Source organism: Vreelandella neptunia, assembly GCF_000712975.1.
Classification (GTDB): Bacteria; Pseudomonadota; Gammaproteobacteria; order Pseudomonadales; family Halomonadaceae; genus Vreelandella; species Vreelandella qaidamensis.
Map to the genome: position 1 here is coordinate 352,625 of NZ_JHQL01000001.1, position 24,514 is coordinate 377,138.

Genomic DNA, 24,514 nt, shown 5'->3' on the forward strand with positions numbered 1-24,514 from the left:
ACAGCGCTCTAAACTGTGCTCGATAATTTTGACCTGATGGCTGTGCTCCAGGTGTTCGGCCAAGCGTTCACCGATATTGCCCCCACCGGCAATCACCACCCGCCGAAAATCCCGTTCAACGCGGCGTAGTTCGCTCATTACCGCGCGAATATCGCGCCGTGCCGCCAGGAAAAACACTTCGTCGTCGGCTTCAATCACCGTATCGCCACGGGGAATGATCGGCCGATTGCGGCGGTAAATCGCGGCGACGCGTGTTTCCACATTGGGCATGTGCTTGGCTAAAAAGGCTAAATCTTGTCCCACCAGTGGGCCACCGTAGAACGCCTTGACCGCCACCAATTGCACCAAACCACCGGCAAACTCCAACACCTGCAGCGCACCGGGGTGCTCAATCAGGCGGCGCACATGATCCGTGACCACTTGTTCAGGGCTGATCAGTACATCAATAGGAATCGCTTCGTGGGCGAATAATCCTTTACGGGTGAGGTAGGCGGTTGAACGTACGCGGGCAATTTTGGTGGGGGTACGAAATAGCGTGTGGGCGACTTGGCAGGCAATCATATTGACTTCGTCGGTGTTGGTCACCGCAATCAACATATCGGCATCTTCACAGCCTGCTTGGCGCAGCACCATAGGATAAGACCCCGCTCCGGTAACGGTGCGTATATCCAGCTTGGTGTGTAATTCGCGTAGCCTAGCTCCGTCAGTATCGACGACGGTAATATCGTTTTCCTCGCGAGCAAGATGCTCCGCTAAGGTGCCGCCGACCTGGCCGGCGCCGAGAATGATGATTTTCATTGCTGAGCATCGGTTCCGTTGTAAGCGCCAGCGCGTTCTCGGCAAGAGATATGTGCGCTGCAATAAAGACGGCGGCCAGTGTAAACCAGCCGCCGTTAAAAAGCAGGTCGGGATTACTCGAGTGTAAAACCGACTTTTATCGTGACCTGCCAGTGAGCTACACGGCCGTCTTCAATATGGCCGCGGGTATCAGTTACTTCGAGCCAGCGCATATGTTTGACGGTTTCAGAGGCTTTGGCGAGGGCATTTTGCACGGCTTCCTCAATACCTTTCTCGGAAGAACCGGTTAGCTCGATATGCTTATAAGTATGATGACTCATATTGCCTCCATCTTTTCGATAAATTCACTGCGTCGCTAGTCAACAAGGCTTAACGAGCAGTAAGTTACGCAACGTGCTTCTCTAGTCTGGCATAAAAAAAGCCATCATGGCCGCTTTGCGCGGGAAACAGTTGGCGGCCTTGGCCACTGGGTTCCCCCCAGGCGACATCGCTTGGGGTGGTAATTTTTGCATCCGGCGTGCGGGCAAGAAACGCATCAATCTGCTCTGCGTTTTCTTCAGGCAGTACCGAACAGGTGGCGTAAAGCAGGGTGCCGCCCGGGCGAAGTAATGTCCAAAGATTATCCAGTAACTGACGCTGCAACTTGGCAAGCTGGCGAATATCCTCTTTACGGCGCAGCTTTTTAATATCGGGATGGCGACGAATAACGCCAGTGCCGGAGCAGGGAGCATCAAGCAAGATAGCGTCAAAAGGTGTGCCGCTCCACCACGCTTGCTGAGTGGCATCGGCGTGCTGGAGCTCTGCTGTTAGCCCTAGGCGGCTCAGCGTATCTTCAACCCGTGCTAAACGTTGGTTGTCACTGTCGATGGCGGTGAGCGCAATATCGAACTGTTCTAACAGATGTGCTGTTTTACCGCCCGGGGCGCAGCAAGCATCCAGTACGTGGGCACCAGGGCGTGGTGCTAGCGCGGGGCCAAGTAGCGCGGCTGAGAGCTGAGCAGCTTCGTCTTGAACGCTGACATGACCCTCTGCAAAGCCGGGAAGTATGGTGACATCACAGGGTGTGTCCAGGGTGATACCATCTGGCGCATGTAAGCATAGGTGTCCACTTAATCCCTGTTCAGTGAGCTGCTGTAAATAGCTTTCACGGTCATTGTGGCGCTGATTAACTCTCAGCGTCATGGGGCCTGGTTCGTTATTCGCTTCCGCAATCGCTCGCCACTGTTCAGGCCAGGCGCTGCGCAACGCGTTGAGTAGCCATGGCGGGTGCTCCAGAGCAACGTTTTCATCGCGGTCGACGATGGCTTGAAGCTCCTCGGCTTCACGCTGGAGGCGACGCAGGCAGCCATTAAGCACCCGGGTGGCCCACTCTTTGCCCAGCAGGCGAGCAGCGCCTGCGGTTTCACCCACCGCGGCGTGGGCGGGAATACGCATGTACAGGAGCTGGTAAATTCCCACCAGTAGCAGTGCATGAACATCACTATCGCGCTTCTTAAAAGGCTGCTTGAGCAGTGCGTGAGCCAATGCTTCCAGGCGCGGGAGGCGTCGGCAGGTGCCGTAGCAAAGCTCTTTTAATAAGCTGCGGTCGCGGGCGATAACGCTATGCTCATCTAACCCAGCGAGTGAGCCTTGATCAGTTAATATCGGCACTAGCGCACGGGCGGCTGCAGCGCGTACTTCCTGGCCACTGCCGCCTTTGGGTGGGCGATTCTGGCTCATTCACTAACTCCTTGATGAGCGGCGGCGTGCCCAAGGCGAGCGCCGACGGTAAGCGGGGTTTGACGGGCGTTAAGCAGGTCGCGCACAGCCATTGCTTTACCACCAGGCAGTTGGGCGCGGCTAACGCACAGCACTTCTTGGCCTTGCTCGCCACAGGCGATGCGCAGGTGATCTTCGCCATGTTCCAGCAGCGTGCCTGGCGGCGAAGCGGGCTGTTCGCCGGGTTCAACGCTGGCCATCAACAAACGTAAGCGATCATTACCTAGCGTGCACCACGCCACAGGCCAGGGGTTAAAGGCGCGGATTTTGCGTGCCAGCCGTTCAGCGGGCTGGTAAAAATCCAGCTCGGCTTCAGCCTTACTGAGTTTGGCAGCGTAGGTAACTCCCTCGTCAGGCTGCGGCGTTGCTGCTAGGTCGTCGCTGTCTAACATGTCGAGCACGTTCACCAGCGCATTCGCCCCTTGAATGGCTAGCCGGTCATGCAAGTCACCGCCCGTGGTGCGGGGAGTGATCGGCGTGCGAACTTCATACAGCATAGCGCCGGTATCTAGGCCCGCATCCATCTGCATAATGGTAACGCCTGATGCGCTATCACCAGCTTCAATGGCCCGCTGGATGGGAGCAGCACCTCGCCAGCGTGGTAGCAGCGACGCGTGCACGTTGATGCAGCCTAAACGGGGAGTATCGAGTACCGCCTGAGGTAGCAGTAACCCATAAGCCACCACGACCATTACGTCGGCATTTAATGCTGCCAGCTCCGCTTGGGCATCAGTGTCTTTTAAACTGACGGGCTGATAGACCGGTAGCCCATGCTCAAGCGCAAGCTGCTTGACGGGGCTGGGGGTGAGTTTGCGCCCGCGGCCTGCGGGGCGGTCTGGTTGGGTATATACCGCTACTACCTGATGCTGACTTTCGAGTACGGCAGCAAGGCTTGAAGCGGCGAAATCAGGCGTGCCAGCAAAAACAACGCGCAACTGTGACATGGTGATGCCTACCTAGCATTGAGTGGAAAAGTGAGGGTGTGGCGCGTAAAAAAATAAAGGCCGACAGCGTCACTCCACACGGTAGTCATTTTCCGTGTGGTCGCAACGTGTCGGCTTGGCCAGCTATTGACACGGCGTAGGTCGGTTTATGCGTCGTGTAATAGTTTGTGGCGTTTCTGCATCTTTTTCATCACACGGTCACGTTTCAAAGGTGATAAATAGTCAACAAATAGCACGCCTTCCAGGTGGTCATACTCATGCTGGATGCAGTGAGCTAATAAACCGTCGGCTTCCAGTTCATAAGGTTCACCGTTACGATCTAGTGCGTTCAGCGTTACTTTTAAATAACGCGGTACTTCCGCGTAGTATTCCGGAATTGATAGGCAACCTTCAGAAAGGGGTTCTTTTTCATCACCAATGGGTTCGTAGCGCGGATTAATAAGCACCAGCGGCTGCGAGTTATCGTCGCTGACATCCATTACTACGACGCGACGATGTACATCGATCTGTGTCGCTGCAAGGCCGATGCCGCGCGCGTCGTACATGGTCTCCAACATATCGTCGACGAGCTGGCGGACCTCATCGTCAACGGTTTCCACCGGTGCGGCCTTGGTGCGCAGACGCTCGTCGGGGAATTCGAGAATAGGAAGTTTGGCCATGGCGTTACAATCACCGTTATGCTGAGTCTTTAATATGAGCAGGCTTTGCCATCTGTGTTGGCAAGCCTAAGTGCTTTACTATCGGCCACTATATCATGCTGTAAGCGTTCCTGGGCACGCACAACGCCATGCAGCTCCCCTCAACGGCTTCACCCATCACTGGCAAGGGAGAACAGGATAGTGGCGAAAAAAATCGTTGCGAAAAGGCTTCTTTATTATAGCGTGTCGTTGGCAAGTTTGACGCTCATGATAACCGCTGCGTTTGCCTGGGAAACACCGCAACGGGTGGTAAAGCTTTCACCTCAGATGCGTACCGTTCCCCAACAAGAGACGATGGCGCCGCTTCCTATGGAGGCAGTCCGGGCATTTTTGCGTGAACACCGAGTAATAGAGCCAGGTGAACCCCCGCAAGAACTGGCTTACGTTGTGGGAGGGGAAAATCAACGATTGATGAGTGGTGCCGGCGATACGTTATATGCGCGGGGAGAGCTGCCTGCCAGAGCACGTTTGGGGGTTTATCGGATGGGTGAGGCGTATGTTTCTGCTACTGGTGCGCCGTTGGGTACGGAGTTAATTAATATTGGTGAAGTGCGCCAGCTCAGCAGTGAAGGCGGAATTGCACGCTTAGAAGTACTCAGTGCTTACCAGGAAGTACGTAACAACGATATTTTGCTACCGCTAGACTCCCTGTGGCCTGACGCTCAGTCGTCAGAAGTTAGCTTTCAGCCTCGTTTACCGTTGAACAATATCGCTGGCCAGATTATTGCGGTACCTGGCGGAGTACGCTTTATTGGACGCTTACAAATAGTGGCACTGGATATCGGTACTCAGAATGGTTTGCAGCCCGGACATGTGCTGCACGTTGGGCAGCAGGGGGAGCTTGTTAATGACCCGCGTACTCAAGAGTTGCTGCAGCTACCCACGACTGATGCAGGCAAGGTAATGATCGTTAAACCCTATAGCCAGATGAGCTATGCCTTGGTGATGCAGGCTTCCAGGGTGCTAGCTGTTGGTGACAAGGTGGGCACGCCAACGCCATAAACGCCACATAATTAAACACCACTCAATTAACAGGAGATGCGAATGGATGCCAAGGAGTGGTTAGTGGTGAATGAGCTTCCTGGTATGGGGGCGCTTCGCACCGCAGCGCTGGTCGCCAAACAGCCGCAATGGCCCCATGGCTGGCTTGCTGGGCTGCCCAGCAACGCCGCTACTGCCCTGAGGCTTTGGTTAACGCAGCCAGATCGCAGCCCGCTGCAGCAGGCAGTCGACCACTCCTTCGCATGGTTAAACGCCGCGCCTAATCGGCATTTACTTCATCGTAATCATCCAGCATGGCCAGAGCTGCTCAACCAATTGCCAGACCCACCTGTAGTGCTGTGGGCACAAGGTGATCTTAGCGCACTAGAGGGCCCAAAGCTTGCCATGGTGGGAACACGACGCCCCACGTCTGAAGGTAGCGGTAATGCTCAGGCGTTTGCTCGAGAACTGGTTAATCGCGGCTGGTGTATTGTCAGTGGCATGGCGCTAGGGGTGGATGGCGTTGCACAGCGCGCCGCGTTAGCGGCCGGTGGGCAATCGATTGCAGTACTTGGCTGCGGCGTTGATGTGATTTACCCGCCAAGCCATCGTGAGTTACATGAACAGCTAAGCAATGTGCCGGGAGGCTTGCTGTTATCAGAACATCCGCCGGGGACTGGCGCTCGACCAGCTTTTTTCCCTCGTCGGAACCGAATTGTGACGGGGCTTGCATTAGGTACGTTAGTGGTCGAAGCGACGGAGAAGAGTGGCTCGTTGGTCAGTGCAAGACTAACGCTGGAGCAAGATCGGGAACTGTTTGCACTACCCGGCTCGTTGCATAATGTACAGGCTCGCGGTTGTCTGCAGTTATTGCGCAGTGGCGCGACGTTGGTACGTCATGTGGACGATATTGTAGACGAATTGCAGCATTGGTCTGAACGCTATATGCCTAGCAGTCCGCGTGCTATCGCTGAAAACACAAGTCTTGACTTGCCTATCGATAACGATGAGCTCAAAGACAATGTACTAAGCGCGCTGGGAGCAACGCCAACGCCCATTGATCTATTGGTTCAGAGTGCGGGCATCACGGTCAGTGAATGTCAGCAGCGATTACTCATGCTGGAGCTTGATGGCAAAGTGGCGCAGCAAGCGGGCGGCTGGGTGCGTTTGACACGCTCATGGTAGGATATAAGTAACCGTTTTTTATATTTTATAGCACTATAAAAGCCAAAGTGATGAGGGGCCGCGTTTGTGACGAGGAGCATCTATGAAATCGGCTGTTGACGTTAAAGAAGCGGTACGTGCTTTGAAAGCGGGTGGCGTTATCGCCTGCCCCACCGAAGCAGTCTGGGGGCTGAGCTGTGACCCCGATAACGATGAAGCGCTAGCGCACCTGATGCGGATGAAGGAGCGTGACCCAGCCAAAGGCGTCATTATCGTTGCTGCAAGTATTCAGCAATTTCAGCCCTGGCTAAACCAACTGCCGCTAGCTTTGCATGCACCCTTAGCCGCCAGTTGGCCCGGCCCTAATACTTGGCTAGTGCCTGACAATGGCCGCAGCCATGGGTTAGTACGCGGAGCCCATCAGAGTGTGGCATTGCGGGTGACCGATCACCCGCTGATGAAGGCTCTCTGTGAGGCCTTTGGTGGCCCGCTCGTCTCTACCTCTGCTAATCGTGCGGGCGATCCTCCCGCCATGAGCGCCGAGGAGGTGTCGACTATTTTTGGTGAAGAGGTTGCCGCGATTGTCGCAGGTGAGCTTGGGGGCAACGCAAAGCCCAGCACCATTAGAGACTTGCTAACCGGCAAAATAATGCGTTCTTAGCGCAGCCTCTTACACTTATCTTTGACCTCTTTGGAGTTACTGTGGCCCACGAGCACCTAGACGACGTTAAACATTACCTTCTGGACCTGCAAGAAAGGTTGTGCGCAGGGCTTGCCGCTGCTGACGGAAAAGCGGCGTTTAAAGAAGATAGCTGGCAGCGTGAAGAAGGCGGCGGCGGGCGTTCGAGAGTCATCGAAGAAGGAGCTGTTTTCGAGAAAGGCGGTGTTAACTTCTCCCATGTTTATGGTGCCCAGCTGCCACCCTCGGCGACAGCGGCACGGCCAGAGCTTGCCGGGCGCAGTTTTCATGCGGTTGGTGTTTCCTGGGTACTCCATCCTGAAAACCCTAATGTGCCGACAAGCCACGGAAATGTGCGTTTTTTTATCGCTGAAAAACAGGGTGAACCACCGGTATGGTGGTTCGGTGGCGGCTTTGATTTAACACCTTATTACCCGGTGTTTGAAGATGTTGTGCATTGGCATCGGGCTGCCCAGGCTGCTTGCCTGCCATTTGGCGAAGACGTTTATCCGCGTTACAAAGCGTGGTGCGACGAGTACTTCTATCTTAAGCATCGCGAAGAAACACGTGGTGTGGGCGGGCTGTTTTTCGATGACTTGAATGAGGGCGGCTTCGACAACTGTTTTGCGTTTCAGCGTGCGATAGGCGACAGCTTTCTAGATGCCTACGTGCCGATTGTGGAACGCCGTAAGGGTGATGCATGGAGCGAAAAAGAGCGTGATTTTCAGTTATATCGTCGTGGTCGGTATGTGGAATTTAACCTAGTGTGGGACAGGGGAACGCTGTTTGGCCTGCAAAGTGGCGGGCGCACTGAGTCTATCTTAATGTCGATGCCGCCGCTGGCCCGCTGGGAGTACGCATTTACACCCCTTGAAGGTAGTCGCGAGGCGCAATTGCATGACTACCTCGTGCCCCGTGACTGGCTTGCTGAGGCCGCTCAGCAAGGTACTGCATAAGGAGCCTGTATGACCGACCGTTACTGTGTGTTTGGTAATCCGATTAAGCACTCTAAGTCGCCGTTAATTCACGAAGAGTTTGCCAACCAAACTCACCAACCCATAACGTACACCGCTGAGCTTGCTCCAGTGGAGGGCTTTGCTAGCGCCTGGCGGGAATTTATGGCAACGGGTGGTCGCGGGGCAAATGTGACCGTACCGTTTAAAGGCGGTGCCTTTGCGCTGTGCGACACCCTAAGCCACCGCGCAAAGCGTGCTCAAGCGGTGAATACGCTGATTGTCGGTGGCAACGGCCGCACTTACGGTGACACCACGGATGGCATTGGGCTGGTGCGTGACCTTGGATACCATCACGTACCTATTAAGGGTAAACGCGTGCTGGTGATCGGTGCAGGTGGTGCAGTGCGAGGCGTGCTTGAACCGCTGCTTGCTGAGCAGCCGCGTGAGGTCGTTATCGTCAACCGAACGGCGGAAAAAGCCGCTCAATTAGCAGAAGCGTTTACCGACTTAGGTACCCTTCATGGCGGTGGGCTTGACACGCTAGAAGGCCAGTTTGATTTGGTGATTAATGGCACCAGCGCCAGTCTTGCTGGTGATTTGCCGCCGTTGCCGGATAGCTTATTTAACCAAGGCGCTTGGGCCTATGACATGATGTATGGCCCGGAGCCCACGGTGTTTTTGCAGTGGGCGGGCCCACGCGGTGCCAAGTTGCTCGATGGCCTGGGTATGCTGGTTGAGCAAGCTGCTGAATCTTTCTTCTTATGGCGTAACGTGCGGCCCGAAACAGCTCCGGTGCGCACACTGTTAAGGCAATCGTTGAACGTCGCCAGCGACTAGCTAGCGTTCGTTTTCATTTGTTCTGAACAGAAGTCAGCAAAAGGCAGCCCTTGCGGCTGCCTTTATTGGTTAATGCTGGTTGTTCTCTCGTGTTTAGCGAGATTTGGTGTAAAAGCCAATCATGCACATCACGAGACCGACTACTGAGAGCAGCATGCCGCCGTTGACCAGTAGCGGAGATCGCTCAAGCCACGACACAAAGGGCTGGGGCGACTCGCTGCATGCACTTGCTAGGTAGTCCCAATGTCCACCTTCAAGCTGACAAGCGCGTACATCACCCAGCTCCCAGAAATAGACGCCGAGTAATACCAGAATCGGCAGGACAAGCAGCAATAAACCAAATCGAATCATTTAAACCTCAATAGTAAGTTGCCTAGGGGCGTGGGCAATTGGGGGTGCGGCCACTGTTACGTGCCTGTTCGTAACTTGCTATGGCGTCATTCATATTGGCTTGTAGCCCTTCAATGCGCTGACCTTCGCTTGGGTGGGTTGACATCCACGCGGGTGGTGAGCCACCACTGGAAGCCCTCTGCATATTTTCCCAAACGGTCACACTTTCACGTGGATCAAAGCCTGCCTGGGCCATTAACTGAAGGCCGATAACGTCAGCCTCACTTTCATGGCGGCGTGAGAAGGGCAGCGCAATGCCATATTGAGCGCCCATGCCCAGCACGCCCATCAGCTGTTGGCCACCTGGGGTTTGCATTCCTGAGGTGCTGGAAAGCACTGATAGGCCAAGTGACGTAGCGCTTTGGGTTGAGGCGCGTTCATTAGCATGATTCGCAATGACGTGACCAATTTCATGGCCGACAACCGAAGCTAGCTGATTTTGATTAGTTGCGATATCAAGCATGCCCGTATTGACGCCCATGTAGCCACCGGGCAAGGCAAAGGCATTAGGTTGCTCAGATTCAAAGACGCGAATTTGCCAATCAAGGTTACGCTGTTCCGCTGGCAACACTTCTACAATGGCATCCGTAATGCACTGTACATAGCGATGACTTGCCTCACCTGCGGTGGGGATATCTTGTTGATACTGCGCAAAGGCTTGCTGACCCATTTGATTGAGCTGATCATCAGAGAGCAGGAGCAGCTGCGAGCGACCGGTAGGAGACGTGGAGCATGCTGCAATAGAAGCACACAGTGCAGTAACAGCCAGTGGGCGAAGCCAACGCATAGACGGTTTCCTTATAGACGAGTAGGGATCCTTGCACACAAGATAACCACTGTCAGTGGTAAATCAATACCTATCATAACGTACTCTGAGGACAATCATGGATGCTGAATTGAGCCAACGCTTAACGCGGTTACTGGACCACGTAGAACATTGGTTACCCCCTGCGCCAATCCAGGTGGATTGGGAAAAGCATGTAGCCGCTATTTGGCAGCGTCATCCATTAGGCGGGCGCTTGGTTCCCGTACCACCGCGAGACATGATGACGCTGGATGACCTGCTAGGCATTGAGCGTCAAAAACTAGCGCTAGTCGATAACACACGTGCTTTTTTACAGGGGTTGCCTGCTAATCATGGCTTGCTATGGGGTTCTCGGGGCAGCGGAAAGTCATCGGTGATTCGCGCGCTGCTTAACTCTTTGGCCAACGATGGACTGCGCTTGATCCAAGTAGATCGCCACGATCTGAGCAGTCTGCCGATGTTAGTCGAACAGTTGCGCAATACACCGCATCGTTTTGTGGTGTATTGCGATGATCTTTCGTTTGAAGGCAATGATGATGCCTACAAAGCGCTAAAAAGCGTGTTAGATGGCGCATTAACAGGGCCACCAGAAAACGTCTTGCTCTACGCTACCTCTAACCGCCGCCATTTATTGCCCGAGTCCATGGACGACAATAGCGGTACGCGTCTTGTGGGTGAAGAACTGCATCACGGTGACGCGGTTGAGGAGAAAATATCATTATCGGATCGCTTTGGCTTATGGTTAGGCTTTCATCCTTTTAGCCAAGCGACTTACTTAGAGGTCTGTGAGCACTGGGTTGCCCGTATTGGTGACAAGCAGGATTGGAGTGATGCCGCACGCGCAGAAGCGGTTCGTTTTGCCACGCTAAGAGGAGGCCGCAGTGGCCGAACGGCTTGGCAGTTTGCAGCCCAGTGGGTGGGCCGCAAACGGCTTCACGAAGGTGGAAGTCGTCAGGCTTAACGCACAGGTGTTAACTGGCCGTCGGCGCCTACGTTCAGGCGAATGGTCGGTGTTAAAAGCCCAGCGGGTAATGTCATGCCCAAGCCGCGCAGGTCTCCCGGTGTGATAGCAAGCTCACTGCCAGGCGGTAGTGAGCCTTGGGTGGCTAACTGACTAGCGAGTTCTAGCATGGGCATCATGCGCTGGGTATCGGTAGTTAGAATGTCAAACGATACCGGTAGACGTAAAGTTGAATCCTGCCCAGATGTGAGCGTTACTTCTTCTTGATATTGGCCCTGTACCGGGTCAATGCCCGGCATGTCTAACATCCAGCGAAAACCTGACATCTCAACCGCAGGCATGCCAGTGGGTAAGCCCAAGCCCATCGCAAGGGTTGCCTGAACGGGTAAGCTGCCAGCGCCTAGGCTAGACGCGAGCAAGCTTGTTAAGTCACTGGTATCAAGCCCTGCTTGAACGCTATAAGGGCCAATGCGCACCTCTTCAATACCCAGTGATGTTACCGCCAAGCGAAAGGCAAATAAGCCTGTTTGGGGTAGGGCAAGACAGCCTGCCAGTAAGCTGGCCAAGAGCAGTAAGAGCAAACCGCGCCCGTGTTTAATTGCGTAGTGCATTAATATCCCTCCTAAGAAGGGCAATAGGTAAGAGAGGCGATTGTCGAAAAGCGCGGCTATTTGAGGGCTCGTGCGGATAACTGTCAAGTTAATTTGTTAGTGGATGGAGCTATCAAACAAAACGCCTGCTGAGGTTAATCAGCAGGCGTTGGGTATAGCATAGTAAGTTGGTATTAACGGCGGCTTTTACGCGCTTCTTTGGTACGGTTAAGTTCGCGTTTTTTGGCTTTCTCTTTATCGCTAGCCCCTGCCATGTGGTCAAACGGGTTACTACCAGAGCGGAATTCAAAGCGCATCGGCGTACCGCGAACCTTTAACACTTTACGGAACGTGTTGGTTAGGTAACGGCGGTAGGCTTCCGGCAGTGATTCAGTCTGGTTGCCGTGCACTACGATGATAGGGGGATTGCTGCCACCTTGGTGAGCCATACGTAGTTTGATACGTCGGCCGTTGACCATGGGCGGTGGGTGTTGGCTGACTGCATCTTGAAGTAGCGTGGTTAACCGGTTGGTCGACCAGTGAGCGTTCGCGGCATCGAAAGCTCGTTCGATCGAAGGATAAAGATCACCCACAGCGGTGCCATGCAGCGCGGAAATAAAATGCATCTCTGCATAGTCGGCAAAGCCCAGGCGGCGCTTAATCTCTGAACGCATTTTCTCCTTCGCGTCGCTTTCCAAGCCATCCCACTTATTGATAGCCAATACTAGTGCTCGGCCAGTGGTCAGCACGTAGTCAAGCAGGTGCATATCTTGCTCAACTAAACCGGTGCGAGCATCAAGCACCATAATCGCCACATGACACTCTTTAATCGCGTCAAGGGTTTTGATGATTGAGAACTTCTCAGCGATTTCGCTCACATTCTTACGTCGCCGAACCCCCGCCGTATCAATTAATACGTAGGGCTTACCACGACGCTCGAAAGGTATTTCAATCGCATCGCGAGTAGTGCCTGCCTCATCAAATACGACAACGCGCTCTTCGCCTAACAGCCGATTAACCAATGTGGACTTACCCACATTGGGACGGCCAATAACACCTATACGAATACCTTTGGTGCCGGTATCCCCAGGAATGCTGGGATCGCGTTCGGGAAATGGCTCCAACACTGTGTCAATGAGCAGTGAAACATTGCGGCCGTGGGCGGCAGCAATCGGCCATGGGTCGCCAAGCCCTAAGGTCCAGAAGTCAGCCATGGCCGAATGCTCTTCCAAACCATCGGTTTTGTTGACCACTAGCCAGGTTTTTTTCTGATTAACGCGCAGATGGTTAGCAATGGCTTCATCGGCCACGTTAAGCCCTGCGCGAGCGTCTACCAGAAACAGTACAATATCGGCTTCATCAATCGCGGCCAGGGACTGCTCGGCCATTGCCGCATCAATCCCTTCTTCGTCACCGCTGATGCCGCCGGTATCAATCACCGTATACGCTTTGCCGCCTAGCATTCCGTTCCCGTATTTACGGTCACGGGTAAGGCCAGGAAAGTCCGCTACGAGCGCATCGCGTGAGCGGGTAAGGCGGTTAAACAACGTCGATTTGCCCACATTGGGCCGACCGACTAAAGCAATGACGGGTGTCATGGAGTTACTTCCAGGGTTTCCAGGCGACCATTATTGGCCTGAACATGAATGGTGCTGCCTTCAGTAGCGGGACGCACGCTGATGCCAGACTTATGTACGCGGGTACGACCGACTAGCGTGCCTTCGCGGGCGTCAAGCAAATGAACATAGCCTTCGAAGTCGCCGACGACCACGCGGCCATCAGCAAACGCGGGTGCTGTTAACCAGCGGTCTTCTAGATCATCGTTACGCCACACTTCCTGGCCGCTGTCGGCATCTAGGCCCACAACGTGGCTATCGTCGGTGACCACAAGCAGAATGTTACCCACCAAAATAGGGGTGTGACGGCTAGATAAATTGCTTTCCCATAGAACGCCACCGCGTGTTGCTTCCAAAGCTACGACGTTGCCGTTGTAACTGGTAACGAAGAGTCGACCATCAGGGGTGACAACAGGCTGACCGGCAAGGTCAACTAACCTATCGACGTCGCTCCGCCCACGGGGAGTGGCAATCTGCAATTCCCACAGCGGCTGGCCATTGCGGTTATCTAACGTGGCGAGTTGCCCGTTAGCAAATCCAACAAAACTCACTGGATCAATGACCATTGGCGTGCCGGTACCGCGCAGGGTAAGCGAAGGCTGCGAGCTGGTATATACCCAGCGCTCTTCGCCACTGGCACGGTCGAGAGCGGTGATTTGTCCGTCAACGCTTTGAACGAGTAGTAACTGTTGATTCGCTTGTGGTGCTGCCAGCACTTCACTGGAAACGCGTGAGCGCCAATTGACACTGCCATCACGCTGATCCAAGGCGATTACTTCACCGTTGCGAGTACCTAAATAAAGCTGACCTGCAATGGCGTTCAGGGCGCTTGAGATAGGCGTATCCAGTTCGATTTCCCATTCGCGATTGCCGTTATCAGCGTTAAACGCGGCTACCACGCCATCAGCATCCGCGGCAAATATGGTCTCGCCTTCGCGAGCCGGGGCTATGGGGTAACGGGCACGACCAAGGCCATCGCCTACGTTTCTACTCCATACGCTTTCAAGCGAAGAGGTTTCTGCAAAACTACGCAGCTCTTTCGGCGTATACGCAGGTTCGCCTTTGCTGGCACAACCTACTAGCAAGGCCAGCGCCACGGCACCAACGGTAAGACGCACCGTTGGCTTAGAAAATAGCAGTTTAGGAAAGCGGGTTGTGATCATTGTGTCACCTCTTCGACGCCGAGATCGTCAAGCTTGAACTGTACGCCGTAGAGTGGCTGGTTCTGGGTTTGAGCCAGTTCTAGCGCAGTTTGCCAAGCGTCTCGCGCTTGCTCTGTTTGGCCTAACGCCGCATAGGCATCACCACGCACATTGGCCTGCTGAGCTGCTAGGGCATCGGTAATCGACTCATCTAATAAACTCAGGGCTGCTTCTGGATTGTCGTTTGCAATCTCAATACGCGCCAACCTCAGCCATGCGAGACTTTGCACATAGCGGCGGGAAGAGTCGCTAGCAACATTCTCAAGCGCACTTTTCGCTGCATCAAGATCGCCCTCTTGAACAGCTAAACGCGCTTCCAGCAGCTGTGCTAATTCTGCGTAGAGGGTGTTGCCATGGTCACTGGTGATTTCATCAATGAGCTCACGGGCATTGGCTAACTGGTCATCTGCCAAAGTGTTACCAGTGGTCATATTGACAAGTTGCTGATAGCGCACGGAGGCGGCTTCTGCTTGGCCTTCTTGATAGTTTTGCCATGCATTCCAGCCAAGTACACCCGCCGCCGCAAGAACAGCCCCTGCTATGAGAGAGGTTCCGTTCTCTTTCCACCAGCGTTTAATTACTTCTAGCTGTTCTTCTTCGCTTCTCAGCTCCGCCACGGGCGGCCTCCTGTTCTTTAGCTCAGCCGCTAAGGCGGCTGGCGAGTGTTCGTCTGCCAACTATATCGACAGTAAGGTTAATGGGACACTAGGTGTTGCAGTGTCGCGGCGAGCTCAGCCTGAGAGACGCGCAACTGTGCGCGATCTTCACGCAGGAACTTAAGCGTTACGGCTTGCTCTGCTAGCTCATCTTCACCCAATAAGACTGCAATAGGTGCGTTGCTTTTATCGGCTTTTTTCATACGGCTTTTGAAACTGCCGCCACCACAGTGCAGCTGCAGCCTAAGGGTTGGCAGCTCACTACGCAGTTCTTCGGCCAGCGTAAGGGCTACAATAGTAGCGTTATCATCCATCGGAAGCAGATAAACATCACAGCCACCTAGCGCTTCTTCTGGCACCAGGTCTAGCGTTTCTAGCAACAATATTAAACGCTCAATACCCATGGCAAAACCAACGGCTGGCGTGGGTTTTCCGCCGAGTTGCTCGACTAGGCCATCGTAGCGACCGCCTGCACATACCGTGCCCTGGCTGCCTAGGGCGGTGGTGGTCCACTCAAATACCGTGCGGCAGTAGTAATCAAGACCCCGTACCAAGCGTGGGTTAACAACATAGCCAATGCCAGCTGCATCCAGCATGGCTTTGAGTTGCTCGAAATGCGTGCGCGACTCCTCGTCCAAATGATCCATTAACTGTGGAGCATTGTTAAGCATGTCCGCCATTGCTGGATTTTTGGAATCCAAAATGCGCAGCGGGTTGCTTGTCAGGCGACGCTTTGAGTCGTCATCAAGAACATCGTGATGCTGTTCAAAATACGCAACGAGTTTATCGCGATAGGCCGCGCGTGCCTCTGAAGAGCCTAGGGAGTTAAGCTCTAGCGTCACGTGTTCTAGCAGGCCAAGCTCTTGCCAAAGACGCGCAGAGAGCAGAATGACTTCGGCATCGATATCCGGTCCATCAAAGCCGTACGTTTCTACGCCTACCTGATGAAATTGGCGATAGCGGCCTTTCTGAGGGCGCTCATGGCGAAACATAGGGCCTTGATACCACAGTCGTTGGGTTTGGTTATGTAGCAAGCCATGTTCCATCGCCGCCCGTACGCAGCTCGCGGTACCTTCAGGGCGCAGCGTTAGGCTGTCACCGTTGCGGTCGTCGAACGTGTACATCTCTTTTTCGACAATATCGGTGACTTCGCCAATTGAGCGAGCAAATAGCGCCGTTTGTTCAACAATGGGCGTACGGATTTCATCAAAGCCGTAACGGTGCATTAGCTGACGCACTTTGGCTTCAAAAAATTGCCAGCGTGGACTCTCGCTAGGCAATAAATCGTTCATACCACGGATAGCCTGGATCTTTTTTGCGACGGACTTGCTCAATGAAAACTCCTTGTATGGGAGACAACGCTGGGGCGGGAAAAGAAAAGTTATGCCCGCCTCCAGGTTGGGTATCGCTTGCTCGGCTTTTTTAAACGCTGCGGGCAATCATGTCGTCTTCTTGCTGCTGTTTTTGGCGCACTTTCTCGCGGATAAGCTTTTCCAGATCATCCACTAAGTGATCATTACGTAGTTTGCTAGCAGGCTTTCCATCGATATATACCAAGTTGGCCGGTGAGCCGCCGGTTAGGCCGATATCGGTTTCTTTCGCTTCACCTGGGCCATTGACGACGCAGCCAATGACTGAGACGTCCAGGGGCGTCATGACGTCTTCCAGCCGTTCTTCTAGCTGGTTCATGGTGCTGATGACATCGAAATTTTGCCGTGAGCAGCTGGGGCAAGCAATAAAGTTAATACCCTTTGCCCGCAGCCTTAGGCTTTTGAGCATGTCAAAGCCAACTTTAATTTCTTCTACCGGATCGGCCGCTAGCGATACGCGAATCGTGTCGCCAATGCCATCCATTAACAGCATGCCAAGACCAATCGACGACTTCACCGTACCAGAGCGTAGGCCGCCTGCTTCGGTAATGCCCAAATGAAGCGGCTGCTCGATACGCGTAGCCAGGTCGCGGTACGCTGCTACTGCCATAAATACATCTGAGGCTTTCACGCTGACTTTAAATTCTTGAAAATCGAGGCGATCCAGGTAATCGATATGGCGCATAGCCGATTCCACCAACGCGGCGGGGGTTGGCTCGCCATACTTTTTCTGTAGATCTTTTTCTAGGGACCCGGCATTGACACCAATACGAATCGGTATGCCATTATCGCGGGCAGCATTAACCACCGCGCGTACTCGATCTTCGCGGCCAATGTTACCTGGGTTAATACGCAAGCAGTCGACACCGAGTTCGGCTACACGTAGGGCAATTTTGTAGTCAAAATGGATGTCTGCCACTAGCGGAACATCGACACGTTGCTTGATTTTGCCGAAGCTTTCAGCGGCATCCATATCAGGTACAGAAACGCGAACGATGTCGGCACCGGCTTTTTCCAACTGCTGAATTTGTGCCACGGTGGCATCAACATCCAGCGTATTCGTGTTGGTCATGCTCTGTACAGCAATCGGCGCATCACCACCGACGGCGACATTGCCAACGTGGATCTGGCGCGAAAAACGGCGTTTAATCGGAGAAGGGGCGTGCATAAGACGGGTCACTCTCCCAGGGTAAAGCGGGCAACATTATTAGCACCGGCGTGTTGGACAAGGTTAACGTCCTCGCCTGCATAGCGCAGTTCTACACCGGTTGCGTTGCCGATAGTTAAACGAAAAGGCGGCTCGCCCTCAACACTTGCTGTGGTGCCAGGGGTTTGCAGTCCGACGAACACCCGCTGGTTATTTGCATCAAAAATTTCAGTCCACGATTGTTCGTTAAACGACAGTTCAAGTAAGTTGAGGTTCGTTGCTGGCGCTGCATCGGACGTATTGTTTTCACTGTCAGCGGCGGCATCCGTTGCTTCTGCTGTTTCGTCTGTAGCGGCAAACTCTGTATCTTCGCTAGGCGCCGGAGTCGATGATTCAGTTTCTGCTGATGGCTCAACAGCTGCCGATACGGCGCTAGCCACTTCCTCATCAATGCCCTCGGAAGAGCTAGTCTGTTCTGCAGGCGTATTATTAGGAAGCTGTGGTGTGGCAACCAGGGGTTGTTCAGGTGTTGCCGTTGCATTGTTAGCTGGCGTGCTCGCGGTGTTACTCCCTTCCTCTAACCCGGGGTTGCTTCCCATGCTGGGTGGTTCACTGCCGCCACGGCTTTGCCACCACATAACGGTGACGGCAATTAAGGCCACAATGACTAATAAAGTAACAAGCTTGAAAAGCCACGCACCAAGACGAGACGGTGGCCGAGTGACTGAAACCGGCGTTACCCGGCGGTCTGGCTCTTTACTACCATGGTTGGCCTGATAGGCCTCAAGCACTAAACCGTCATCCATACCGAGATACTTCGCGTAAGCACGCAAGTAACCCCGGCGGTAAGCAGCGACAGGTATCTCTTCGTAGTTATCTTGCTCTAAACCGTCAACCACCGCTGGGCGCAAATTCAGTGCCCTTGCGGCATCCGTAAGCGGTACGCCAAGTGCTTCACGTTGGCGCGAGAGAAGCTCGCCAGGAGTAGCAGTTGGACTGGCGGTCGTAACATTCTCGTATGACTGTGTATCGCTCATAGCTGAGCATCCTTCAATAATTAGGTGAACAGGGCACCGTTAGTCAATATTCAATAAGCGCTGGTAGTTGGCAGCCGCAGCATGATCACCGCGGGCATGGGCGATATCAATCGCCATTTCCAGCGCTACTGGATCTTGCCCGGCCAGCTGTAAATAGCTCTGCAGCGGCTCCCAAGCTTGACCATAATTGCCCTGTGAAACTTCAAGTTCGGCTAATAATAAATATCCACGCGGGCTACGTGGATCAATGCTGACTGCACGCAGTAAGCGTTTGCGCGCTTCATTAATGTTCTCGGTTGCCAAATAGCACTGTCCTAAATTGGTAAACAGCTGAGCGCGATTGGCATACTGGGCATCCTGAGATGCGGTTTCTAACTGTTCGCAGGCGGCGGTGAACTGCCCCTGCTGATACAAAAACGCCGCATAGTTGTTACGCGCGCGAGTGAAAGAGGGGGCTGACTTAATTGCTTGCTGGAAATAGTGACTCGCAAGCTCATTCTCGTTCTGCTGTTGATAGACCAGTGCAAGCGCCTGAAGTGCCTCGGCATTACGTGGGTTAATTTCAAGTGCACGATCAAGCGCACTGAGCGCGCGGGTAAGATTGTCACGTTCTAGATAAGCTACCCCTAATTGGGTGTAAGCATCTGCCGCGCCATCGTCAGAGGTTGAGAGTGCGTTATCAGTCGTGGCACAGCCAACTAGCAACATACTGCTGGCTAGCACGCACAGCATACAAACCCTAGATGGGTAAAAGCGCCAGCAGTGACTGATCATGTACACCCTCTTGTAGCAACCATTTTGCAGTGAACATCAGACGCGTAGTTATGTGGCAACATTTTTGCGTGTGGCGGTTCGAAAACGTGTCCATCAAAGCGCCGCACTCGACGGAAGTCAAGATAACAACGGTTTAGTCTGCGTCAAGCTGTACGGACTGAATATAGCGTGCACTACGCTTAGTGCGGTCTTTCACACGCCCTACCAACTGGCCACAGGCAGCGTCGATGTCTTCGCCCCTTGTGACACGTACAGTGGCGTTATAACCCAGGTCATATAACCATTGCTGAAAGCGCATCACTTGGTTGCGTGAGGGCTTTTCGTAGCCTGAGTTAGGAAATGGGTTGAATGGTATCAGGTTAATTTTGCAGGGCAGTTCTTTTAACAATGCCGCCAGTTGCTCAGCATGTTCCTGCTGGTCATTTACATCTCTAATGAGCGTGTATTCAATGGTCACCTGGCGATTATCCGGGCATTTCGATAAGTAACGATGACAGGCGTCCAGGAGTGCACGGATATTATATTTACGGTTAATCGGTACCAGCTCGTTGCGTAGCTCGTCGGTGGATGCGTGCAACGAAATGGCTAAGCTAACGTCGATCTCATCGCCAAGCTTATCGATCATCGGCACCACGCCAGATGTGGATAGCGTAACGCGGCGTTTGGAAAGGCCATAGCCGTTGTCGTCTAGCATCAGCTTCATTGCTGGAACGACATTGTCAAAGTTGAGCAGCGGCTCACCCATGCCCATCATGACTACATTCGTCACCGGGCGATTAGCGGTATCGCGGCGCGGGCCAACACTGCGCTGGGCGACCCATACTTGGCCGATAATCTCGGCGGCGGTCAGGTTGCGCTGGAAGCCTTGCTTGCCGGTCGAGCAAAAGCTGCAGTCTAACGAACAGCCTACCTGGGAAGAGACGCATAGCGTCCGGCGCTTGCCATTTTCTGCAGGAATCAGCACCGTTTCTACGTAACTGCCATCTTCGACTTCCAAGACCCACTTGCGTGTGCCGTCGCTGGAAGTGCCTTCGTAAACAACTCCAGGACCACGAATCTCTGCCAACCGAGCTAGTTTTTCACGCAACGGTTTGGAAAGATTCGTCATGGCAGCAAAATCGTCGCTACCTTCCTGATGAATCCACTTCATTAGCTGGGCAGCACGAAACTTCTTTTCGCCGATTGACAAAAAGAAGGCCTCCATCTGCTCACGAGACATGCCCAGCAGATTCTGGCGTTCTGGCGCGTTAGTGGCGGCAGGTTCGCTTTCGGTCGAAGAGAGAGAGGTAGGCGTATGTTGAGCTACGGTAGTGGTCATGGCGGTCAGCGTTCAGAGAAAAGGCGGGGGCTTAGCCCCCGCGAAAATGGCCGGCAACGGATGTTGAATCGGCGGCACGCTTGGTTTAGCGCGGGCAAATTTCGTCGTTACCGAAGAAGTAGCTAATTTCGCGCGCAGCGCTTTCCGGCGAATCAGAACCATGGACAGCGTTTGCGTCGATTGTTTCCGCAAAGTCAGCACGAATAGTGCCCGGTGCTGCTTCTTTCGGGTTAGTCGCACCCATCAAATCGCGGTTTTTAGCAATAGCGCCTTCGCCTTCCAGTACCTGAACAACGACTGGGCCAGACGTCATGAAGCCAACCAGGTCTTTAAAGAAAGGACGCTCTTTATGTTCGGCGTAAAAACCGCCTGCTTTTTCTTCAGAAAGATGAACCATCTTCGCAGCAACAACTTTCAGGCCTGCTTTTTCAAAGCGAGCAATAATGTCGCCAATTGCATTTTTAGCAACGGCATCAGGCTTGATAATAGAAAGAGTACGTTCAATTGCCATGGTGGAATCTCCTTAAGAGGCATAAAGCAGAAGTGCCGCCCCGGAGAGCCGAGGCGGCGCAGGAAAAATGAGTCGGCAGGGCGTTTGCATCACCAATTGCCGAGTGGCCGCGATTATAGCGCCTCAAGGGGGGGATGAATACCGGTGATGCAGCGCTAAACGCTTAGACTGTGAAGCTTTCGCCACAGCCACACTCATCTTTAACGTTGGGATTGTTGAAGCGGAAAAAGCGATTCAGCCCTTCGCTTACATAGTCCACTTCACTGCCGTTGAGTATTTCTAGCGCGTCTGGCGCGATATATACGCAAGCGCCATGCTCTTCAAAGCGAATTTCGTCATCGCTGACGTCATCGGCAAAGTCGAGTACGTAACTATAGCCTGAACAACCGCTAGGTTTAACGGAAACGCGCAGCCCCAGTCCCTGGCCACGCTCATCGAGAACATGGCGAATTTGCTGAGCTGCAGCGGGCGTAATATTGAGAGTTGCCATAGGGGCGTTCTCCTTCAAGAAGTCGGTAGGTTGATTGCCAAGTGTGGCATCAGCCATTTAACGCGTGGATGAGCGAAGACCACTCAATGCATGGCGCAGTAATGTCAGTGCATGATCAATGTCGGCGTCGGTAGTGAAACGCCCGAAACTGAAGCGTAGCGAGGACAGCGCCAGGGCGCGCGGTATACCAATTCCCAATAAAACATAGGATGGGTCGACGCTAGCAGAGTTACAGGCTGACCCAGTTGATACGGCAACATCGCGCAGTGCCATCAGTAGCGATTCACCGTCTACCCCTTTAAATGCCAGATTTAAAATATTGGGAACGGCATTTTCCAGTGGAGAGTTAGCGAAGACACCATCAACGTCCTCTAGCCCTGTCAGGAAGCGCGCCCGTAGCTGGGCAATATGCGCTTGATCCTCCTGATGGTGGTGTTGCATCAGTGCAAACGCTTCACCCATCCCGGCAATTTGATGGGTAGGTAGAGTTCCAGAGCGCATGCCTCGCTCGTGACCGCCACCATGAATAAGGGCTTCTAGGCGTATATCTGGGTGGCGTTTGACATAAAGCGCACCAACCCCTTTAGGACCGTAAGCCTTGTGGGCAGACAGAGACATTAAATCAATCTGCTGCGCTACAACATCTAAAGGAATACGGCCAACAGCTTGGGCCGCATCGGTATGGAAAACAGCGCCAAACTCATGAGTAATCTCTGCCAGCGCAGCAATATCGTTAATGCTACCCAGTTCGTTGTTAACTGCCATTAACGATACCAGTGCCGTATCGTCTCGCATAGCGGCACGCAGCTGCTCAGGCGTTGTACGACCATCGCGCCCTGGCGTAATCCACGTCACCTCAAAACCTTCGATTTCTAAGGCCTTGGCGGTATCAACAACTGCTTTATGCTCAATGGTGGACGTTACCAAGTGCATGCCGCGCTCACGATTGGCACGCATATAGCCAATTAGCGCGAGATTGTTGGCCTCAGTGGCGCCGCTGGTCCAAACGATTTCGCGTGGGTCTGCGCCAACGGTATCCGCGACTTGACGGCGGGCCTGCTCTACTACCTGTTCCGCCTGCCAGCCTAGCATGTGGCTGCGCGAGGCAGGATTGGCGAACAGCTGGTCAACCGTTAAGTAGCGCTGCATGATGTTAGCGACGCGCGTATCGACCGGCGTGGTCGCGGCATAGTCCAAATAAATCGGCAGCGAAGGTGAAGAGGTCATCGTCATAAAGTCCAACGTGCGGTGAAAGCCGTTAAGGGGATGAGGCGAGAATGCCTGCTTCTACGCGCTGCTGTTGCCGAGAGGCAATACGCATAACATCGGGGCGCTGCATCAGCTGTGCAAGGCTTGTGTCATCAAGGAAATTACGAATCTGACTAGACAGCTCACACCATAGGTGGTGAGTGAGGCAGGTGTCGCCTTGTTGGCAGTCTGAAAGCCCTTGGCAGCGTGTTGCATCCACGGTCTCATTAACCGCATCAATCACTTGAGAAACACTGATATCTTCAGGCGGTTTCGCTAGTAAATAGCCGCCACCCGGGCCACGCACGCTGCTGACTAGGCCAGCTCTTCGCAGGCGTGCAAACAGCTGCTCAAGGTAAGAGAGCGAAATTTCCTGACGCTGAGAAATGTCCCCCAAGCTGGTAGGCCCTTGGGGGGTATTTATCGCCAAATCAAGCATGGCGGTAACGGCGTAACGGCCTTTAGTGGTCAAGCGCATGACAGGCACCTCGACGCTGAACCTCAGCGCACTTACGGCAAATGTAGCGCTATTATGGAAATCCTGAGTGCTTTGGTCAACTATTGCGCGATGTCGTTGACTCAGGTGTCGACTCTGATGCTGTGTCAGCCGCTAAAGTGGAGGGTGAGTCCGTAGGTGGATGCGCCGCAGTTTGCTGCGCATTGGCTGTGTCTGTCTCGGTCGTCCTGGTGTTGGTTTGTGGGCTATGGCTATGTTTGCCAACCCCTGGGCAGCCTGTATCGTTTTCATCCAGAATGTCGGCAAAATCTTCATCCCGCAGGGCAGGTAGCTGGCCGTCGCGATAGTTAGCATCGAGTTTGCGCAGTGTTGAACACATGCGCTCAATGCGTTCATCCACAGCGTGCATATGGTCGAGCATGGCCTGCATCGAACGTGCCACAGGGTCGGGCATATCCTGGCTAACACCATAGGCATCAAAGCCAAATTTTTGGCAAATCGCTTCACGGCGAGCAGGATCGATGTCTAATACTTCTTCGCTATCGGGGTCGGCGCGTTTAACGATCTTGCCTGGAATACCAACCACCGTAGCGCCGGATGGAACTTCTTTAGTAACGACAGCATTAGAGCCAATTTTTGCGCCTGCACCAACGGTAAATGGTCCTAGAATCTTCGCACCAGCGCCGACAATCACACCATCTTCCAGCGTAGGGTGACGCTTGCCCTTATTCCAACTGGTGCCACCTAAGGTAACGCCCTGGTAAAGGGTCACGTTGTCGCCAACTAACGCCGTTTCACCAATTACTACGCCCATGCCGTGATCGATAAAGAAGCGGCGGCCAATGGTGGCACCTGGATGAATCTCGATGCCGGTCAGCCAGCGGGAAAATGTCGATAGCGTTCGTGCCAGCCATTTAAGGTTTTTCTTCCACAGCCAGTGGCTGCAGCGATGAAGCAGCAGGGCATGTAGGCCTGGATAGTTGGTCAGCACCTCAAGAAAGTTACGTGCCGCTGGGTCGCGGTCGAATACGCTATTAATGTCTTCACGCAGGCGTTGAAACATGGGTGATCCTTGGGCGTTAAAGGGCGGCAGTCATAAGTTCTTGGAATATGGTTCTTGGAATATG

At 53.7% G+C, this 24,514-nt stretch carries 27 protein-coding genes; 6 read left to right on the plus strand and 21 right to left on the minus strand.

The annotated features are described in order from the left end of the window. From trkA to def, 5 genes are all read right to left on the minus strand, one after another. Positions 1 to 798 (minus strand): Trk system potassium transporter TrkA (trkA, locus tag CR46_RS17685; protein ID WP_030069488.1); only part of this gene is annotated, 798 nt, incomplete at its 3' end. 113 nt (positions 799 to 911) lie between these two features. Then, entirely contained in the window at positions 912 to 1,118 is a 207-nt protein-coding gene (locus tag CR46_RS0101600; RefSeq protein ID WP_030069490.1) for a dodecin, read from the minus strand. 64 nt (positions 1,119 to 1,182) lie between these two features. Beyond that, positions 1,183 to 2,517: a 16S rRNA (cytosine(967)-C(5))-methyltransferase RsmB gene (gene rsmB, locus CR46_RS0101605; protein ID WP_030069492.1), complete on the minus strand. Its 1,335-nt coding sequence runs from the start codon at positions 2,515 to 2,517 to the stop codon at positions 1,183 to 1,185. Then, positions 2,514 to 3,500: a methionyl-tRNA formyltransferase gene (fmt, locus tag CR46_RS0101610; protein ID WP_030069494.1), complete on the minus strand. Its 987-nt coding sequence runs from the start codon at positions 3,498 to 3,500 to the stop codon at positions 2,514 to 2,516. The genes rsmB and fmt overlap by 4 nt, the downstream gene beginning before the upstream one ends. Before the next feature lie 146 nt (positions 3,501 to 3,646). Next, the gene (gene def / locus CR46_RS0101615) at positions 3,647 to 4,159 is read right to left on the minus strand and encodes a peptide deformylase (protein ID WP_030069496.1); all 513 of its coding nucleotides are present in this window, start codon (positions 4,157 to 4,159) and stop codon (positions 3,647 to 3,649) included. 222 nt (positions 4,160 to 4,381) lie between these two features. On the opposite strand from def, the gene CR46_RS0101620 reads away from it, so the two are divergent. From CR46_RS0101620 to aroE, 5 genes are all read left to right on the plus strand, one after another. Beyond that, on the plus strand, positions 4,382 to 5,200 hold the full coding sequence (locus tag CR46_RS0101620; RefSeq protein ID WP_420038465.1) for a peptidoglycan-binding protein: 819 nt from the start codon (positions 4,382 to 4,384) through the stop codon (positions 5,198 to 5,200). Positions 5,201 to 5,242: 42 nt separating this feature from the next. Further along, positions 5,243 to 6,364, plus strand: coding sequence for a DNA-processing protein DprA (dprA, locus tag CR46_RS0101625; protein WP_030069500.1), 1,122 nt, complete (start codon positions 5,243 to 5,245; stop codon positions 6,362 to 6,364). A gap of 82 nt (positions 6,365 to 6,446) precedes the next feature. Beyond that, positions 6,447 to 7,004, plus strand: coding sequence for an L-threonylcarbamoyladenylate synthase type 1 TsaC (gene tsaC, locus CR46_RS0101630; protein WP_030069502.1), 558 nt, complete (start codon positions 6,447 to 6,449; stop codon positions 7,002 to 7,004). A 41-nt stretch (positions 7,005 to 7,045) separates the two neighbouring features. Next, positions 7,046 to 7,978 carry an oxygen-dependent coproporphyrinogen oxidase gene (hemF, locus tag CR46_RS0101635; RefSeq protein ID WP_030069505.1) on the plus strand — a complete coding sequence of 311 codons (933 nt, stop codon included), beginning with the start codon at positions 7,046 to 7,048 and terminating at the stop codon, positions 7,976 to 7,978. A gap of 9 nt (positions 7,979 to 7,987) precedes the next feature. Beyond that, positions 7,988 to 8,815 carry a shikimate dehydrogenase gene (aroE, locus tag CR46_RS0101640; protein WP_030069506.1) on the plus strand — a complete coding sequence of 276 codons (828 nt, stop codon included), beginning with the start codon at positions 7,988 to 7,990 and terminating at the stop codon, positions 8,813 to 8,815. A 93-nt stretch (positions 8,816 to 8,908) separates the two neighbouring features. Here aroE and CR46_RS0101645 read toward each other — a convergent pair whose 3' ends face one another. Beyond that, a complete protein-coding gene (locus CR46_RS0101645) occupies positions 8,909 to 9,166 on the minus strand; it encodes a hypothetical protein (RefSeq protein ID WP_030069507.1) in 258 nt (85 codons plus the stop codon). Positions 9,167 to 9,188: 22 nt separating this feature from the next. Further along, complete coding sequence (locus CR46_RS0101650) at positions 9,189 to 9,992, minus strand: M48 family metallopeptidase (protein WP_030069508.1); 804 nt, start codon at positions 9,990 to 9,992, stop codon at positions 9,189 to 9,191. Positions 9,993 to 10,089: 97 nt separating this feature from the next. On the opposite strand from CR46_RS0101650, the gene CR46_RS0101655 reads away from it, so the two are divergent. Further along, on the plus strand, positions 10,090 to 10,971 hold the full coding sequence (locus CR46_RS0101655; protein WP_030069510.1) for an ATP-binding protein: 882 nt from the start codon (positions 10,090 to 10,092) through the stop codon (positions 10,969 to 10,971). Here CR46_RS0101655 and CR46_RS0101660 read toward each other — a convergent pair. From CR46_RS0101660 to cysE, 14 genes are all read right to left on the minus strand, one after another. Further along, complete coding sequence (locus CR46_RS0101660; protein WP_030069512.1) at positions 10,968 to 11,582, minus strand: hypothetical protein; 615 nt, start codon at positions 11,580 to 11,582, stop codon at positions 10,968 to 10,970. The genes CR46_RS0101655 and CR46_RS0101660 overlap by 4 nt on opposite strands. A gap of 173 nt (positions 11,583 to 11,755) precedes the next feature. After that, complete coding sequence (der, locus tag CR46_RS0101665; protein ID WP_030069514.1) at positions 11,756 to 13,159, minus strand: ribosome biogenesis GTPase Der; 1,404 nt, start codon at positions 13,157 to 13,159, stop codon at positions 11,756 to 11,758. Further along, positions 13,156 to 14,340 carry an outer membrane protein assembly factor BamB gene (bamB, locus tag CR46_RS0101670; RefSeq protein ID WP_030069516.1) on the minus strand — a complete coding sequence of 395 codons (1,185 nt, stop codon included), beginning with the start codon at positions 14,338 to 14,340 and terminating at the stop codon, positions 13,156 to 13,158. The genes der and bamB overlap by 4 nt, the downstream gene beginning before the upstream one ends. Beyond that, positions 14,337 to 14,996, minus strand: coding sequence for a YfgM family protein (locus tag CR46_RS0101675; RefSeq protein ID WP_030069518.1), 660 nt, complete (start codon positions 14,994 to 14,996; stop codon positions 14,337 to 14,339). Before CR46_RS0101675 ends, bamB begins: the two co-directional genes overlap by 4 nt. 77 nt (positions 14,997 to 15,073) lie before the next feature. Next, positions 15,074 to 16,369 (minus strand): histidine--tRNA ligase, encoded by a 1,296-nt coding sequence (gene hisS / locus CR46_RS0101680; protein ID WP_030069520.1) that lies wholly within the window; start codon positions 16,367 to 16,369, stop codon positions 15,074 to 15,076. An 88-nt stretch (positions 16,370 to 16,457) separates the two neighbouring features. Continuing rightward, complete coding sequence (gene ispG / locus CR46_RS0101685) at positions 16,458 to 17,573, minus strand: flavodoxin-dependent (E)-4-hydroxy-3-methylbut-2-enyl-diphosphate synthase (protein WP_030069523.1); 1,116 nt, start codon at positions 17,571 to 17,573, stop codon at positions 16,458 to 16,460. A gap of 8 nt (positions 17,574 to 17,581) precedes the next feature. Continuing rightward, complete coding sequence (locus CR46_RS0101690) at positions 17,582 to 18,589, minus strand: RodZ domain-containing protein (RefSeq protein WP_030069526.1); 1,008 nt, start codon at positions 18,587 to 18,589, stop codon at positions 17,582 to 17,584. 39 nt (positions 18,590 to 18,628) lie between these two features. Continuing rightward, on the minus strand, positions 18,629 to 19,363 hold the full coding sequence (pilW, locus tag CR46_RS0101695) for a type IV pilus biogenesis/stability protein PilW (protein WP_030069527.1): 735 nt from the start codon (positions 19,361 to 19,363) through the stop codon (positions 18,629 to 18,631). A gap of 133 nt (positions 19,364 to 19,496) precedes the next feature. Beyond that, entirely contained in the window at positions 19,497 to 20,681 is a 1,185-nt protein-coding gene (gene rlmN / locus CR46_RS0101700; RefSeq protein WP_030069529.1) for a dual-specificity RNA methyltransferase RlmN, read from the minus strand. An 85-nt stretch (positions 20,682 to 20,766) separates the two neighbouring features. Continuing rightward, positions 20,767 to 21,192 (minus strand): nucleoside-diphosphate kinase, encoded by a 426-nt coding sequence (ndk, locus tag CR46_RS0101705; RefSeq protein ID WP_030069531.1) that lies wholly within the window; start codon positions 21,190 to 21,192, stop codon positions 20,767 to 20,769. A gap of 163 nt (positions 21,193 to 21,355) precedes the next feature. After that, positions 21,356 to 21,682, minus strand: a complete 327-nt coding sequence (locus tag CR46_RS0101710; protein WP_030069533.1) for a HesB/IscA family protein — start codon at positions 21,680 to 21,682, stop codon at positions 21,356 to 21,358. A 57-nt stretch (positions 21,683 to 21,739) separates the two neighbouring features. Continuing rightward, positions 21,740 to 22,909 (minus strand): aminotransferase class V-fold PLP-dependent enzyme, encoded by a 1,170-nt coding sequence (locus CR46_RS0101715; protein WP_030069535.1) that lies wholly within the window; start codon positions 22,907 to 22,909, stop codon positions 21,740 to 21,742. A gap of 31 nt (positions 22,910 to 22,940) precedes the next feature. Next, positions 22,941 to 23,408, minus strand: a complete 468-nt coding sequence (gene iscR / locus CR46_RS0101720) for a Fe-S cluster assembly transcriptional regulator IscR (RefSeq protein ID WP_030069537.1) — start codon at positions 23,406 to 23,408, stop codon at positions 22,941 to 22,943. A gap of 76 nt (positions 23,409 to 23,484) precedes the next feature. Then, complete coding sequence (gene cysE, locus CR46_RS0101725; protein ID WP_030069539.1) at positions 23,485 to 24,450, minus strand: serine O-acetyltransferase; 966 nt, start codon at positions 24,448 to 24,450, stop codon at positions 23,485 to 23,487. Positions 24,451 to 24,514 lie beyond the last annotated feature (64 nt).